Below are 13925 nucleotides of genomic sequence, written 5' to 3'. Positions count from 1 at the left end.
TAACCTCCGTGGGCCCCGTCGGGCCATAACTGTCGGTAGTGAGATTCACCCACCAGAATCTCTGAAGAGATATGCCCCGCCGCTATACTCGGGGCGCGCCAGCCGTCCACAATATGACGGGTGAGGTTTTCTGGGAGCGCAAAGAACAATCATAGGCCTGAACTTCGCGACACTGCAAGTTATTCCTTGACCGTTTTCTCGAATTGGGCTATAACCGCGCGCCTCGTCACGGTACGGGCATCCTGATCACCGCGCTGTGAGGGATGATCGTGGGGTGAACGCCCCCTCCATCACCCTCAAGAACAGCGGATTCACGGCCGTCATCGAGCCCGATCGCTGGGTGCCGGGCGCCTTCACCCTGGTCGTCGACGGCACCCCGCAATCGCACGTCAACCTGGACGATCCGACCCAGCTGTTCTTCGAATACATCCAGCGCATCGGCCACGTCATCGACCAGCTGGGGATGCCCGGCGAACCGCTCACCGCCGTGCACCTCGGCGCCGGCGCCCTCACGCTGCCCCGCTACATCGAGGCGACGCGGCCCGGGTCGCGTCAGCAGGTCATCGAGCTGGAGAGCGACCTCATCGACTTCGTCCGCGCCGAGCTCCCGCTCCCCCGCGGCGCCTCCATCCGGATGCGGTACGGAGACGCGCGAGCCATGCTGTCGAAGCTGCCGGCCGGGCTGCGCGGCTCGGTCGACCTCCTCGTGGTCGACGTCTTCAGCGGGGCGCGCACGCCGGCGCACGTCACGAGCCTGGAGTTCTATCGCGAGGCGGTCGAACTGCTCGCCCCCGACGGGGTCATCGTGGTGAACGTCGCCGACGGGCCCGGGCTGCACTTCGCCCGCGGTCAGGCCGCCACCCTCCTCGCCGCGGTGGAGGATGTCGCCGCGCTCGCCGAGACGCAGATCCTCAAGGGTCGGCGGTTCGGCAACATCGTGCTCGCCGGCGCGGGCCGCGCTCTTCCGCTCGACTGGATGCCGCGACTGCTCGCGGGCGGCCCCCACCCCGCGAAGGTCGTGCACGGACAGGAACTTCGCGACTGGATCGCCGGGGCGGGCATCGTGAGCGATCAGAACGCGACGCCGTCCCCGCCGCCCGCGCGCAGCATCTTCCAGGTGCGACCCGGCCGCGACTGACGGCGCTGCGGCGCAGACACGGCGTCGCCGCGCGCGGGGGTGGTCGCGGCATCCGTCGAAGTGATGAAAGATGGAGGAGGAGCAAGGATGGGGGCCCCGTGGGAATCATCGTCGGGTACGACCCGGTCACGCTGCGCGAGATCGTCGACGAGGACGCGCTGAATCAGCGCCTCGACGAGCTCGGGGTGCAGCGCAGTTCGACGGCGCTCAACGAGAAGGTCGGTCTGCTGCGACTCTCGGGCCGCCTCGACGAGGCCTGGGACGTGGCCAATGAGGCGGTGCGCCAGGCCCGGTTCGGCGGCGACCGCGAGCGGCTCGCCCTCGCGCGGGTGCGACGCGCTCAGGTGCAGCAGTTCCAGGGCAGACTCGACGCCGCGCTCGCCGAGTTGAGCGACTGCGTGCACGAAGCGCACACTCACAATTGGGCGAACGCCGAGGCCTTCGCGCTGCAGCACCGCGGCAAGGTCCACTTCGATCTGGGCGAGTTGGATGCCGCACTCCGCGATTTCCGCGACGCCCTGACGATCCGCGTCCGCATCAAGGCGTCCGCCGACCAGATCGACAGTTCCATGATCGCCATCGCGATCGTCGAGTCGATGCGCGACGGCTCGGATGAGGTGCCCACGGCGGAGTCGATCCGAGCCGCCGCGGAGAGCGAGGCGGCCGCGGGCAGGCCCGCCGAACTCGACATGGACTGAGCCGCTCCGGACTCTCCGAGCGGGCAGCGATTAGCCTCGATCCATGGCCGATCTGAACCGGGTGCGCACGTGGGCGGATGCCCTCATCGCGCTGTATCTCGACCCGGCCGTGTGGACCTTCGGCTTCGACAACGCGAAGGCGCGCGCCGGGTTGTGCGACTACTCGCGCCATCGCATCTCGGTCTCGCGCTACCTGGCCGCCAAGTACGACGACGACGAGATCCACCAGATCCTGCTGCACGAGGTCGCTCACGCGATCGCCGGCCCGCGCACGGGCCACGGAGCGAAATGGAAGCGCATCGGGGCCGAGATCGGGTACGTCGGCGCCCGCCTGCACGACGGCGATCCGGTCGATGAACTCGCGCCGTGGGTGGGCGTGTGCCCCTCGGGCCACCGCTTCTACCGGTACCGGAAGCCGACGCGAGCGTTGGCCTGTGCCCGCTGCTCGCGTCGCTTCGATCCCGCGCACCTCATCGACTGGACGCACCGCACGGTCGACCCCGCCGTGCGTCGCGCGGCCCGGGCGTCCTAGTCGACGACCTTGACGTCCTTCCAGAACGCCACGTAGTCGCTGAAGTCCTTGCCCACGCGGGCGATGCCGCTCGGGTACGGGGTGGGGTAGCTCCACGCGCGGTCCTGTAGCACGGTGTCGCCGTCGCTCACCGAGAAGTACTGGCACTCGCCCTTCCACGGGCAGGTGTAGGGGGTGGGGCTGGCGGAGAGGAATCCGGCCTTCACGCTCGACGGCGGAAAGTACCAGTTGCCCTCGATCGAGATCAGGTCATCCTTCGATGCCTCGGCGATGACGGTGTCACCCAGAACTGCCTTCACGTTGTTCTCCCAAACGGTGTCGCGGGCGGAGTGCGCCCGGTGAGGCGGGCGCGGTGCACCGGGTGTTCGGAGCGGAGACCCCGGTGGTGCGGGCCGCGGCCCGATGTCGCGGACGCGTCGTCCGCACGGAGGCCAACGTCAGGCGGTGAAGTGGAATTCCCTCAGCACCGGCACGGTCGTCGAGACGTCGGTCGCGGTCGCGAGCTTCACGTCGGCGCGACGGCCCTCCTCCGCGAGCTGTCGGCCGCTCGCCGAGGCATTGAGGAGGTGGGCGGTGGCGTTACGCAGGCCGGTGTAGGCGGCGACGGCCGCGGCCGCCTCCGGCGAGCAGTAGTCGATGCCGAGGGTCGCGAGCGCGTCGATCACGGCGCCCGCGCCGAGCAGGTCTTCGACGGTCATCCGCAGCGAACCGTCCTCCCGGCGCTCCCCCGCGGCGATCACCGCGATCGTGAACCGCTTGCTCTTGCGGCCCTGCTGCTCGAGCGCCCACTGCGCCACCGCGCTGCGATTGCGGAACCCCCCGATGACGACGAGCGCCGGATGACCGGCCACCCCCGCGCAGATCCCCGCGCCGCCCGGCTCGGGCACCACGACCGCGCGGCGCCCCGCGATCGCCTCCGGGGTCACCGCCGACGGGGAGTCGGGGAACAGCTCGCCGGCACCCCCGGCCACGGTGCCGCTCGCGACGTCGACGCCGGCCGAGACGAGCAGCTCGACCGTGGTCCCCCAGCTGAGCACGTCGACGATCACGATGACGTCGGCGTCGTCGCCGACGGTCGCCACCCCCTCGGTTCCCCAGTCGAAGCGGACCTGGTACTGAGTCTGGCGGTGAGCATCGTGCACCGTGCAAGGCTACATTTTCTCCACAGGGGATCACATCGGCCGCCGATCGGAGCACACTTGGGCAGATGGAGATCAAGCTCAGACTCGCGCTCGACTGCGAACCGGATGACGCCTGGTGGGCGATCCGGAGCCCCCGCGTTCTCAACCGCGTGAGCTTCCCGCTCCTGCAGTTCGAGGCGATCGAGCCCCAGGGCTTCCCCGCGCAGTGGCCGGTCGGTCCGCACCCCGTCACCGTGCGGGCGCTCGGGCTGGTCGCGATCGGGGAGCAGACAATCGATGTGAGCTACCCCGAGTGGCGCTGGGGCGTTCGCGGGATGCGCGACACGGGGCGGGGCCTCAACGGGCCGCTGTCTCTCGTCACCCGCTGGCAGCACGACCTCACGGTCGCCCCGGGCGAGGGCGGCGGAACCCTCTACCGCGATCGCCTGCGCTTCGAGGTGGGCCCGCTGACGCCGCTCGCGTGGCCGCTGTACTGGCTGTTCTGGCAGTACCGCGCGGCGCGCATGCGTCGACTGGCGCCGGGCTGGCACCGGGCACGCCTGGCCGACGGCGCGTAGCCTCGAGGCATGACCGCTCCCGCCGCGATGGTCCGGATGACCTCCGCCCCCGCCTCGTGACCACCCTCGCCGCGCTCGACGTCGCCGACTGGCGGCGCCGGGTCTTCGCCCTGTACGCGGCGGTCCGCGCGAGCGACGACCCCGCCCTCGCCCACGAGCGGTGGCGACGCGAGCGCGACGCGCTGCTCGCCACGCACCCCTCCACTCCCCTGCTACCGGCGGATCGCGCGGGATTCACCGGGCTTCCCGTGGAGCCCTACGACCCGGCGTGGCGCTTCGAGGTGATGGTCGAGCCCGCCGAGCCCCGCCGCATGGAGGTGGAGACCGGCACCGATGGAATCGTGCCGTTCGAGCTGCTGGGCATCGCCCGGGTGCCGGGGGTCGGACCGCTCGACGTGTGGCGGCTCGCGTCGTACGGCGGTGGCGTGTTCATCCCCGTGAAGGACGGGCTCGCCGGCCGGCCGGGCGGCACCTACGGGGGCGGGCGCTACCTGATCGACACGATCAAGGGTGCGGATCTCGGCCCGGGACGCAGCCCCGGCAGCGTCATCCTGGACTTCAATTTCGCCTACAACCCCTCGTGCGCCTACGACCCCGCGTGGGCGTGCCCGCTCGCGCAGCCCGGCAACACGACGGCGGTGCCGATCCCCGTCGGGGAGCGCTACGGGGTCGCCGGAGGGCACTAGACGGCCGTCTGCGAGGGCGCGCGGGTGGGCGAACCAGTCGCCAGAGGGGACTGATCGCGCGCCTCTGCTAGGCTGACGGTACTTGTGAGCCCGAACACTGGGTTCCCTGCGTCGTTGAACGCTTCCTCTTCTCGCTCCCGATTCATTTCTCGGGGGCTCGTAGATACTTCTCCGGCGAACGCGCGCTGCACTGCTGCGGTCGACTCATGACCGCCCCGCATCAGCCCCGCCCGGAACATTCCGACGGTATGCGCGGCACCACGCCCGTCACTCTGCCCGAAAGGCACCACCATGACCGAAACATCCTTCGCCGCCCTCGGCGTCCCGGCCCCGCTCGTCGCGGCCCTCGCCGCCAGCGGCATCACCGAGCCCTTCCCCATCCAGGTCGACACCCTGCCCGACACCCTGAAGGGTCGCGACGTTCTCGGCCGCGGCAAGACCGGGTCGGGCAAGACGCTCGCCTTCGGAATCCCCGTCGTCGCCCGGCTCACCGGTGCGCTCGCCGGTGGCCACCGTCGGCCGGGACGCCCGCTCGCGCTCATCCTCGCGCCGACCCGCGAGCTCGCGACCCAGATCTCCGTCGCGCTCGAGCCGATGGCCGCGACCGCGAAGCTCAGCATCACGACCATCTTCGGCGGCGTCTCGCAGCAGCGCCAGGTCGCCGCGCTGAAGGCCGGCGTCGACATCGTCGTCGCCTGCCCCGGCCGCCTCGAAGACCTCATGAAGCAGGGCTTCGTCTCGCTCGACGCCGTGGAGATCAGCGTGCTCGACGAGGCCGACCACATGGCCGACCTCGGCTTCCTGCCCGTCGTCACCCGCATCATGGACAAGACCCCGCAGTCGGGTCAGCGCCTGCTCTTCAGCGCGACCCTCGACAACGGGGTCGACAAGCTCGTGCGCAAGTACCTCCACAACGAGGTGCTGCACTCGGTCGACGAGGCCAACTCGCCGGTCGCCGCCATGACCCACCACGTGTTCGAGGTTGAGGGCGTCGAGGCGAAGCGTCTGCTCGTCGAGCGGCTCGCCTCCGGCACCGGTCGCCGCATCCTCTTCATGCGCACGAAGCACCACGCCAAGAAGCTCGCCAAGCAGCTCACCGACTCGGGAATCCCGGCCGTCGACCTGCACGGCAACCTCTCGCAGGTGCAGCGCGACCGCAATCTCGCGGCATTCTCCGCCGGCGACAGCAAGGTGCTGGTCGCGACCGACGTCGCGGCGCGCGGCGTGCACGTCGACAATGTCGAGCTGGTCATCCACGTCGACCCGCCGGCCGAGCACAAGGCGTACCTGCACCGCTCGGGCCGCACGGCCCGCGCCGGCTCGGAGGGCGACGTCGTCACGATCGTGCTGCCCACGCAGCAGAAGGACACCGCGGCTCTCCTCCGCAAGGCCGCCATCACGGTGACCCCGCAGCGGGTGGATGCCCGTTCCGAGGCCGTCACGGCCCTCGTCGGCGAGGTCGCCGCCTACGTCACCCCGGTGCCCCGTGCCGCCGCTCCCGTGCGCGGTCAGTCGCAGGGCGGCCGCTCGCAGGGGGCGAACGCACAGCGCAAGCGCGCGAGTCGCGACGGCGGCACCGCTGCCGGTCGTGGCGCACGCGACGGCGGTCGGGATGCCCGGCCCGCCGGTTCGCGCGACGGCCAGCCGCGCGGCGAGCGTCCCGCCCGCTCCGACCGCCCCGCGCAGGGGTCCGGCCAGGGCTCCTCGCAGGGCGCCGCCCGCACGGGCGCGGGTCGCAGCGGCGGCCTCCGCGTCGGTGGACTGGTCGGTATGAGCCAGGGCGGTGGCGGCGGACGCCGTCGCGGCCGCTGATCCCAGTCCGCCCGCACCGGCGTCAGCGAACCCGCTGACTTAGAGCGTCACCCCGACGAGTACGGGTTCCGGCTGCAGCCGGACCCCGTACTCCGAGAACACTCGCGTCTGCACGTAGCGGGCGAGCTCCGCGACCTCCTCGGCCGTGGCACCGCCCCGGTTCACGATCGCGAGGGTGTGCTTCGACGAGATCGCCGCGCGCGATCCCGGCAGGGCGAAGCCGCGCCCGATGCCCGCGTGCTCGATGAGCCACGCGGCGCTGAGCTTGACCCGGTAGTCGGAGCGCACCGCCGGTTCGGCCGCCGGGAGTCCGAGGGGCACCGCGATGTCGGGTTCGTCGGGCGCCGTCGGCCACCGCGGCGCCTCGCGCGGCAGGGTCCGCGCGAAGTTCTCGCCCACGATCGGGTTGGTGAAGAATGACCCCGCGCTCACGGAGTCGGGGTCGGACTGGTCCCAGATCATCCCCTTGCTCGCCCTCAGCTCGAGCACGGTCTGCCGCAGCTCGTCGACGGGCACCCGGGCGCCCAACCGCACACCCATCGCGGCCGCCAGCTGGGCGTAGGCGATGGGGTGACTGAGCGCACGACGCCCCGCGGCGTCGTCGCTGAGCGCGAGCTCGATCGCCACGACGAGCCCCTGCCGGCCCTGCTTGAGCACGGAGCTGCGATAGCCGAGTCCCAGCGCCGGCGCCGGGATGCGCTCGACCTCGCCGCTCAGATAGTCGAGGAACTCGATCGCGACGAGGGAGGAGCCGACCTCCTGGCCGTATGCACCGATGTTCTGGATGGGCGCGGCTCCCGCCGAACCCGGAATGCCCGAGAGCGCCTCGATGCCCGCCCAGCCGTTCGCCACCGCGTGGGCGACCACGTCATCCCACGGCTCACCCGCCTGCACGCGCAGACGCACCCCGCGCTCGCCGAGGTAGGCGGAGGGGCGCAGCGACGCCTCTCCCGCGGGCACCCGCTCGATTCCCCGGGTGACGACGTGGATGACCGTGCCCTCGAACCCCTCGTCGCCGACGACGACGTTCGATCCCCCGCCCAGGATCAGCCACTCGTCACCGGAGTCCCACGCATCGCGCGTCGCCTCGACGAGTTCGGCCTCGGTCGCGGGCTCGACGACGACGTCCGCGTCGCCGCCCACGCGCAGGGTGGTCAGATCGGCGAGTCTCATGGCGCGGTCAGCGCCACCCGCACCTGGGCCTTGCCGAGCACGGTCGCTCCCGCGGCGCTGACGGTGAGGTCGATGCGCGCGCCCTCCTCGTCGACCACCGCGAGCTTCGCGACGACGGTCACGGTCGCCCCGTCCACGGGGTCCACGAGCACAGGCCGGGTGAATCGCACGCTGTAGTCGACGACTGTTCCGCGGGTGCCCAGCCAGTCGACCACGGGCTGCACCGCGACGCCCATGGTGAGCATGCCGTGCGCGAGTACGCCCTCGAGGCCCACGCTGAGCGCGACGTCGTCGCGGTAGTGAATCGGGTTGAAGTCACCGGAGGCACCCGCGTAGCGCACGAGGGTGTCGCGGCTGAGGTGGTACTCGCGCTCGGCGACGACGTCGCCGACGGACTCGCTGAGGGCGGTCACGCGTCACCCCGCACGACGAGGGTGGAGACCGCGGTGACGACGTGCGCCCCGGACGAGTCGACGATGGCCGACTCGGCGGTGACCATGCTGTTGCCCCCGAGCGACTTGACGCTCGTGACGGAGAGGGTCGCGGTCAGCTCGTCGCCGGCCACGATGGGTCGCGTGTAACTGAAGCGCTGCTCACCGTGCACGACGTGCGAGAAGTCGATGCCGCCGTCCGGCTCGGCCAGCAGCTGGGCCAGGGTCGACTCCTGCACCACGACGGGGAAGGTGGGCGGGGCGACCACGTCGGCGTAGCCCGCCGCACGGGCCGCGTCGACGTCGTGGTTGAGCGGGTTGGTGGAGAGCACGGCGCGGGCGAACTCCCGCACCTTCTCCCGTCCGACGAGATAGGGGGCGGTCGGAGGAAACACTCGCTCGAGGAGGTCGGGATTCACTGGCACCCGGCCAGTTTAGTTGGGGGTGGAAAAGGCGAAACCCCGGCTGACGTCTCAGTCAGCCGGGGTTCGGGTGAATTCTCTGGTGGAACTCAGCGCCCTCAGGCGTTGCGGTGCCGGTAGGGGAAAGGCCCTACTGGCAGCTGTCGCACTGCAGAAGATCCATCGGGTCGACGGGAACTGCGTAGCCGCCGATCGTGTCGTTCTCGTTGTCCATAGGAACCTCCCCAAGTCTTGTTGTCGCTTCGCGTCTGCGAAGTGAGTTCTCACTATATAACCGGAATGACAGTGTTGTCATTCCACTAGATGTAGTGGTTCGGCGTGTCGCGCGATTAATTCCAGGGTAGGGGTGACCACCGACATCCGGGCAGGCGGGAGCGCGCGTCGACGGGCGCGCGGGAGCGGCCGAGGGGCCGCGGTGCAGTGCGGCTAGAGCGCCTGCGAGTGCTGCTGCGGGATCATCCGGGAGGCCGCGATGCAGTGCGGCTACAGCGCCTGCGAGTGCTGCTGCGGGATCGGGCCGGTGAGGCTCAGGGCGATCTTGTCGCGTTCCGCCGCGAGCGACTCGATGGTCTCGTGGTCGAGCGTGGGATCGAGCAGATCGCTGAACGGATTCTCGAGCCCCGTCTTCGCGTGCACCGCGGCAGCGTACGCGGTGGCCGCCGCCCGAAGCTTCACGGTGGCCCGCTGCGAGCGCTTGAGCGACACGTGGCGGTCACCGACGATTTCACCGTGCTTCTTGAGCGCCTTCAGCAGGTCCTTCAGCGCGGAATCGATCTTCTTGGACATGGTCTCATTGTGACGTATCCGGGTGAACGCGCAATCGGCCGATCTATCCGAAGCTGCGGGGAAAGTCGATGTCGAGCACCTGGAGCGCCTCGGCCGCTAGTTCCGCCGGATTCGTTGCGCCCGCGGCGATGGCGATCAGCACCTCTGCGAGCAACTCGTCACTCGCCTCGTGCGCCGCGGCCGGGTGGCGCGCGACCGCCTCGATGTGATTGAGACGTGTGCCGACATCGCGCAGGGTCATCATGAACAGACACGGTACCCCCGTCTCCCCGCTGGCGCGCGGTCACAGCGTCAATTAGCGTGACCGTGTGGCCGCCCGCCGGATGGGCGGCCCGCCGCCCGGAGGAGATCCCGTGTCCGACGCCGCCCCCACGCTCAGCACCGCAACGGTGATCGACGCGGTCGTGAGGCTCGGGCTGCCGCCGAGCGGCGTGCCGGCGGGCGTGCGCTCGGTGGCGCGCGGGTCGATCGCGATCGGCCCGGCCGCGCCCGTCACCCACCTGGGCAGCGTCGACGTCTTCCTCGAGGTGATCGCCGACGCGGCGCCCGGCTCGGTGCTCGTCGTCGACAACGGCGGCCGCGGCGACGAGGCCTGCGTCGGCGACCTCATCACCCTGGAGGCGAAACTCGCCGGGCTCGCCGGCATCGTCATCTGGGGCCTGCACCGCGACACCGCGCAACTCATCGACATCGGACTCCCGGTGTTCAGCCTCGGCTCCTTCCCCCGCGGGCCGATCCGCACCCCGCCCGCGGCACCTCCCATGCGGTCGGCCACTGTCGCCGGCACGACGGTGCGGCCGGGCGATCACGTCGTCGCCGACGACGACGGGGTCGTCTTCGTTCCCGCCGAGTCGTGGGAACGCGTCAGCGAGACCGCCCTCGCCATCCTGCAGACCGAACAGGCGCAGGCGACGAGGATGACCGGCGGCCGCTCACTCCGCGAGCAGGTGGGCTTCGCCGATTACCTGGCCATCCGCGCCGAGCAGCCCGGCTACTCGCTCCGCGATCACCTGCGGGCGCGCGGCGGAGCCGTCGAGACCTGATCGGCCGCGCGACGCAGCCACCTGTCGTCGCTCACGGCCCAGCGGTCGAGCACCGTGCGGGCGCGCATCCGCTCGCTCTCGTCGAGACCGTGCAGCAGGGGCGCGACCACGTCGACGGCGAGCGGATCGACGAGCGCCGCCAGACCGGATGCCCGCACGAAGCCCTCGATGCGGGTCAGGTCGAACACACCCAGGCTCCGCACGTGCCGCTGCAGCAGGACCACCGCGGCGAGGCGGCGCTCGTAGACCGGCACCGCCCACAGCTCGGAGGCGAGCGCCGTGATCGCATCGTGGGTGAGCGCGGGGTGGCGTCGGCCGAGGTCGCGGATGGTTCCGCGGATCGCGCCGACCGAGCATCCGTAGAAAGCGAGCGGAGCGGCGGGCCCGTCGGGGTCGGCGTCGGCGAGCAAACGGTCGCGGTCGCTCTCCGCGCGCTCCCAGGAGCCCTCGTACCGGAGGGCCGCGTCCACGAACTCGGCCGCCTCCGTCACGCCCCCATTCTGCCTCGTAAACAACTCCGTAATGGGCGCTTGAGGGCCGCGGAAAGTGAGGATACCGTGGTCGCGCCGGGGAGGGGCGTCACCCCTTCGGCGTTCCCACCTCACCCCAGCGATGGACTCGAAACCCGTGATCGAACTGCGCGCCGTCACCAAGCGCTACCGCACTGACCACCATCGTGTCGCGCTGCCCACCGTCTCCTTCAGCGCCAACGCGGGCGAGCTCGTCTGGCTGACCGGCCCCTCGGGCAGCGGCAAGAGCACCCTCCTCGGCATCGCCGCTCTCGTCACCGAGCCCGACTCCGGCGAGGTCTGGCTCGGCGGGGTGCGCCGCGACACCGAGCGCCGCGCCGGCCGCATCCTAGCCCGCCAGCAGCTCGTGGGCCTCATGCCGCAGACCTCCCACCTCATCCCGGAGCTGTCGGCGGTGCAGAACCTCCGCCTCTCGAGCGATCCGCGCCGTGCGGCACGACCCACCCGGCTGCTCCGGCGGGTCGGCATCACGCACTCGGCGCACGGGCGGGTGGATGACCTCCGCCACGGCGACCAGACCAGAACGTCCCTCGCCCGCGCCCTCGTCGGCGACCCCGCGATCGTTCTCGCCGACGAACCGAGCGCCGGACTCGACGACACGGATGCCGCGGCCATCTTCTCGGTGCTGCGGGAGCTCGCCGACGAGGGCCGCTGCGTCGTCGTCGCCTCGCACGACCGCCGCGTGGAGCACTACGCGCACCGCAGCGTCGCCCTCGCGGCCGCCGGCAGCGAGTGAGCGCGATGAGTGCGCTTCGACTCGCGGGGTGGCTGCTTCCGGCGCAGCTTCGACGCCATCGCGCCGGGATCACCCTGTCGGCCCTGTGCGTCGCCCTCCTCGCCGCGCTGCTGCCGGCGCTCAGCGCCAGCAACGCGGCGCCGCGCCACACCGCACCGGGCGCGGTCGTGCGCACCATCGCGATCGGGACGGGCGGGCACGGCTCCAGCCTCACACCGCTCACCGCGCAATCGCTGGCATCGATCGCAGACCTGCCGCACGTCGACGCCGTGACTCCGTGGGCGAGGACGCCCGTGCGCGTCATCACCTCCGGCACCCACTCCGCGCAAACCGAGGTGGAGACCGTCTTCATGACACGGGTGCCCTCGGTGCAGCCCAAGCTGGTCGCCGGCTCAGAGCCCTCCGACACCGACGAGGTCGCCCTCCCCGCGACGTTCGCTCAGCACCAGAACATCCGCGCGGGCGGCAGTCTCAGCATCGAGTACACCCGGATCGACGCGGGCGGAGCCCGCCGAACGATCGATCTGCCCATGACCGTCACCGGCATCTTCGACGACGGGGCGGGCGGGGTCGGTGGCACGGGGGTGGCCTACGCCTCCCCCGCGGCCATGACGAGCCTGGTCGCGCAGACCCTCGGGCGCAATGCTGCGTGGATCACGAGCGACTACGCCTTCCCCAAGGCCTACGTGACCGTGGACGACGTGGCGAACGTGGCGACGACGCTGCGCGCGATCCAGTCACGCGGGTTCAACGCGGCCAGCTTCGCCGCACTGCTGGGGGCGGACAGCCCCGACACCAAGGGTCGCCCGCAGGGCATCGCCCCCCTGGCGGTTCTGATCGCCGTGCTCGTACTCGTGGGGATCGCCTGGACCACGATCGCCCCCGAGCTGGCCCGCCGGCGCGGATCAGCCGGGGTCCTCCGCTCGGCGGGGTGGCACCCGAGCGACATCGTGGTCGGCTTCGAGCTCCCCGTCGTCGCGCTCGGCCTCGTGGCCGGCGCGATCGGCATCGCCGCCGGAGCGATCGCCCTCATCGCCCTGCGGATCTTCGCGATGGGCAGCACGGTGCTCGGCGTGCGACTCACCCCGGAGCTGACCAGCCGCGACATGCTGGCCCTCGCGGCGGTCGCGGCACTGCCCATGCTCGCCTTCGTGGTCGCGAGCCTGCCCGCGCTCGTTCGCCTCGGTCGGACCCCCGCCTCCGAGGCGCTCCGGCACTGAGGCACTCCGGCACCGAGGCTCTGCGGCACTGGGGCGCTCCGGAACCGAGGCACTCCGGCACCGAGGGGGTGACCGCGCCGGGTCAGCCCTTCGCCTGGGCCGCGATCTTCTCCGCGTGGTCGGGCACGCATTGGAACTGATCGCGCGGCGGGCGGTCGTAGTCGTCGGCCTCGGGGCGCGGCGGGATCGTGACCGGCTTGGGCTCCAGGTGTTCGTAGTCGAGCGTGGAGAGCAGGTGGTGGATCGTGTTGAGACGGGCCGCCTTCTTGTCCTCGCTCTCGACCGTGAACCAGGGCGCCTCCTCGGTGTCGGTCACCTCGAACATCGCATCCTTCGCGCGGGAGTAGTCCTCCCACTTCGTGATGGAGAGGAGGTCGGTGTCGGAGAGCTTCCAGCGGCGCATCGGGTCCTTCAGCCGTGAGCGGAAACGCCGCTCCTGCTCCTTGTCGGAGACCGAGAACCAGTACTTGATGAGGATGATGCCGTCGTCGACGAGCATCCGCTCGAGCACCGGCACCTGACGCAGGAAGCGCTCGTACTCCTCATCGGTGCAGTAGCCGAGCACGCGCTCGACGCCCGCCCGGTTGTACCAGGAGCGGTCCATGAGCACGATCTCGCCGGAGGACGGCAGGTGCCGGAGGTACCGCTGGAAGTACCACTCCCCCTTCTCGCGCTCGCTCGGCTGCGGCAGGGCGACGACGCGCGCGGTGCGGGGATTGAGGTACTGCGTGACCCGCTTGATCGCGCCGCCCTTGCCCGCGGCATCCCGGCCCTCGAAGATGACGAGCACGCGCGCGCCCGTCGCGTTGACCCAGCGCTGCATGGTGACGAGCTCCACCTGAAGGCGAGCGAGTTCCTTCTCGTACGCGCGCTTCGACAAGCGGTGACGGCGCTTCGGGGGTTTGTCTCCAGACATCGGAACCGCTCTCTGTTCGCGAGCACCGAACCAGACGTCGGCCTCTGGGCTGACTCTATGCGGCAGGGGCTGCCGCAACCACCCCTCCCCTCGTAAAGTCGTC

General features: G+C 71.0%; 18 protein-coding genes. 9 read left to right on the top strand and 9 right to left on the bottom strand.

Annotated features, from left to right (window positions below; all coding sequences use genetic code 11):
• The first annotated feature begins 274 nt into the window (after positions 1 to 274).
• The 3 genes from G3T37_RS07290 to G3T37_RS07280 all read left to right on the top strand — a co-directional run bounded on the left by G3T37_RS07290 (position 275) and on the right by G3T37_RS07280 (position 2368).
• Positions 275 to 1138, top strand: a complete 864-nt coding sequence (locus tag G3T37_RS07290; RefSeq protein WP_163472840.1) for a fused MFS/spermidine synthase — start codon at positions 275 to 277, stop codon at positions 1136 to 1138.
• Between the two features lie 98 nt (positions 1139 to 1236).
• Complete coding sequence (locus G3T37_RS07285) at positions 1237 to 1836, top strand: hypothetical protein (protein WP_338401211.1); 600 nt, start codon at positions 1237 to 1239, stop codon at positions 1834 to 1836.
• A gap of 43 nt (positions 1837 to 1879) precedes the next feature.
• Positions 1880 to 2368, top strand: a complete 489-nt coding sequence (locus tag G3T37_RS07280; protein WP_163472839.1) for a SprT-like domain-containing protein — start codon at positions 1880 to 1882, stop codon at positions 2366 to 2368.
• Here the strand turns inward: G3T37_RS07280 and G3T37_RS07275 are convergent.
• Positions 2365 to 2667, bottom strand: coding sequence for a DUF427 domain-containing protein (locus G3T37_RS07275; protein ID WP_163472838.1), 303 nt, complete (start codon positions 2665 to 2667; stop codon positions 2365 to 2367). The genes G3T37_RS07280 and G3T37_RS07275 overlap by 4 nt on opposite strands.
• 138 nt (positions 2668 to 2805) lie before the next feature.
• Entirely contained in the window at positions 2806 to 3510 is a 705-nt protein-coding gene (locus G3T37_RS07270; RefSeq protein WP_163472837.1) for a 2-phosphosulfolactate phosphatase, read from the bottom strand.
• 65 nt (positions 3511 to 3575) lie between these two features.
• Between G3T37_RS07270 and G3T37_RS07265 the strand changes: the two genes are divergently transcribed.
• The 3 genes from G3T37_RS07265 (at position 3576) to G3T37_RS07255 (ending at position 6565) form a co-directional block, all read left to right on the top strand.
• Positions 3576 to 4067, top strand: coding sequence for a hypothetical protein (locus G3T37_RS07265; RefSeq protein WP_163472836.1), 492 nt, complete (start codon positions 3576 to 3578; stop codon positions 4065 to 4067).
• Positions 4068 to 4123: 56 nt separating this feature from the next.
• Positions 4124 to 4753, top strand: coding sequence for a DUF1684 domain-containing protein (locus G3T37_RS07260; RefSeq protein ID WP_163472835.1), 630 nt, complete (start codon positions 4124 to 4126; stop codon positions 4751 to 4753).
• Positions 4754 to 5044: 291 nt separating this feature from the next.
• Positions 5045 to 6565, top strand: a complete 1521-nt coding sequence (locus G3T37_RS07255; RefSeq protein WP_163472834.1) for a DEAD/DEAH box helicase — start codon at positions 5045 to 5047, stop codon at positions 6563 to 6565.
• A 39-nt stretch (positions 6566 to 6604) separates the two neighbouring features.
• On the opposite strand, the gene G3T37_RS07250 is transcribed toward G3T37_RS07255, so the two are convergent.
• From G3T37_RS07250 to G3T37_RS07225, 5 genes are all read right to left on the bottom strand, one after another.
• A complete protein-coding gene (locus G3T37_RS07250) occupies positions 6605 to 7738 on the bottom strand; it encodes a UDP-N-acetylmuramate dehydrogenase (RefSeq protein WP_163472833.1) in 1134 nt (377 codons plus the stop codon).
• Positions 7735 to 8151, bottom strand: a complete 417-nt coding sequence (locus G3T37_RS07245) for a MaoC/PaaZ C-terminal domain-containing protein (protein ID WP_163472832.1) — start codon at positions 8149 to 8151, stop codon at positions 7735 to 7737. The genes G3T37_RS07250 and G3T37_RS07245 overlap by 4 nt, the downstream gene beginning before the upstream one ends.
• Positions 8148 to 8594 (bottom strand): FAS1-like dehydratase domain-containing protein, encoded by a 447-nt coding sequence (locus G3T37_RS07240; RefSeq protein ID WP_163472831.1) that lies wholly within the window; start codon positions 8592 to 8594, stop codon positions 8148 to 8150. The genes G3T37_RS07245 and G3T37_RS07240 overlap by 4 nt, the downstream gene beginning before the upstream one ends.
• Before the next feature lie 480 nt (positions 8595 to 9074).
• A complete protein-coding gene (locus tag G3T37_RS07230; RefSeq protein ID WP_163472830.1) occupies positions 9075 to 9377 on the bottom strand; it encodes a hypothetical protein in 303 nt (100 codons plus the stop codon).
• 43 nt (positions 9378 to 9420) lie between these two features.
• Entirely contained in the window at positions 9421 to 9621 is a 201-nt protein-coding gene (locus G3T37_RS07225) for a hypothetical protein (RefSeq protein ID WP_206673802.1), read from the bottom strand.
• Positions 9622 to 9730: 109 nt separating this feature from the next.
• Here G3T37_RS07225 and G3T37_RS07220 point away from each other — a divergent pair, with 109 nt between their 5' ends.
• Positions 9731 to 10420, top strand: a complete 690-nt coding sequence (locus tag G3T37_RS07220; RefSeq protein WP_163472829.1) for an RraA family protein — start codon at positions 9731 to 9733, stop codon at positions 10418 to 10420.
• On the opposite strand, the gene G3T37_RS07215 is transcribed toward G3T37_RS07220, so the two are convergent.
• Complete coding sequence (locus tag G3T37_RS07215; protein ID WP_163472828.1) at positions 10384 to 10911, bottom strand: DNA alkylation repair protein; 528 nt, start codon at positions 10909 to 10911, stop codon at positions 10384 to 10386. The two genes, G3T37_RS07220 and G3T37_RS07215, sit on opposite strands and share 37 nt — an antisense overlap.
• Before the next feature lie 121 nt (positions 10912 to 11032).
• Between G3T37_RS07215 and G3T37_RS07210 the strand changes: the two genes are divergently transcribed.
• Both G3T37_RS07210 and G3T37_RS07205 read left to right on the top strand, forming a co-directional pair.
• Entirely contained in the window at positions 11033 to 11686 is a 654-nt protein-coding gene (locus G3T37_RS07210; protein ID WP_163472827.1) for an ABC transporter ATP-binding protein, read from the top strand.
• 5 nt (positions 11687 to 11691) lie between these two features.
• Positions 11692 to 12906: an FtsX-like permease family protein gene (locus tag G3T37_RS07205; protein ID WP_163472826.1), complete on the top strand. Its 1215-nt coding sequence runs from the start codon at positions 11692 to 11694 to the stop codon at positions 12904 to 12906.
• An 82-nt stretch (positions 12907 to 12988) separates the two neighbouring features.
• Here G3T37_RS07205 and ppk2 read toward each other — a convergent pair whose 3' ends face one another.
• Positions 12989 to 13786: a polyphosphate kinase 2 gene (ppk2, locus tag G3T37_RS07200; protein ID WP_163472825.1), complete on the bottom strand. Its 798-nt coding sequence runs from the start codon at positions 13784 to 13786 to the stop codon at positions 12989 to 12991.
• Between the last annotated feature and the right edge of the window lie 139 nt (positions 13787 to 13925).

Origin of the sequence: Galbitalea soli (assembly GCF_010686725.1) — a bacterium.
GTDB lineage: Bacteria > Actinomycetota > Actinomycetes > Actinomycetales > Microbacteriaceae > Galbitalea > Galbitalea soli.
This window is presented reverse-complemented; position numbering and strand designations above follow the sequence as displayed.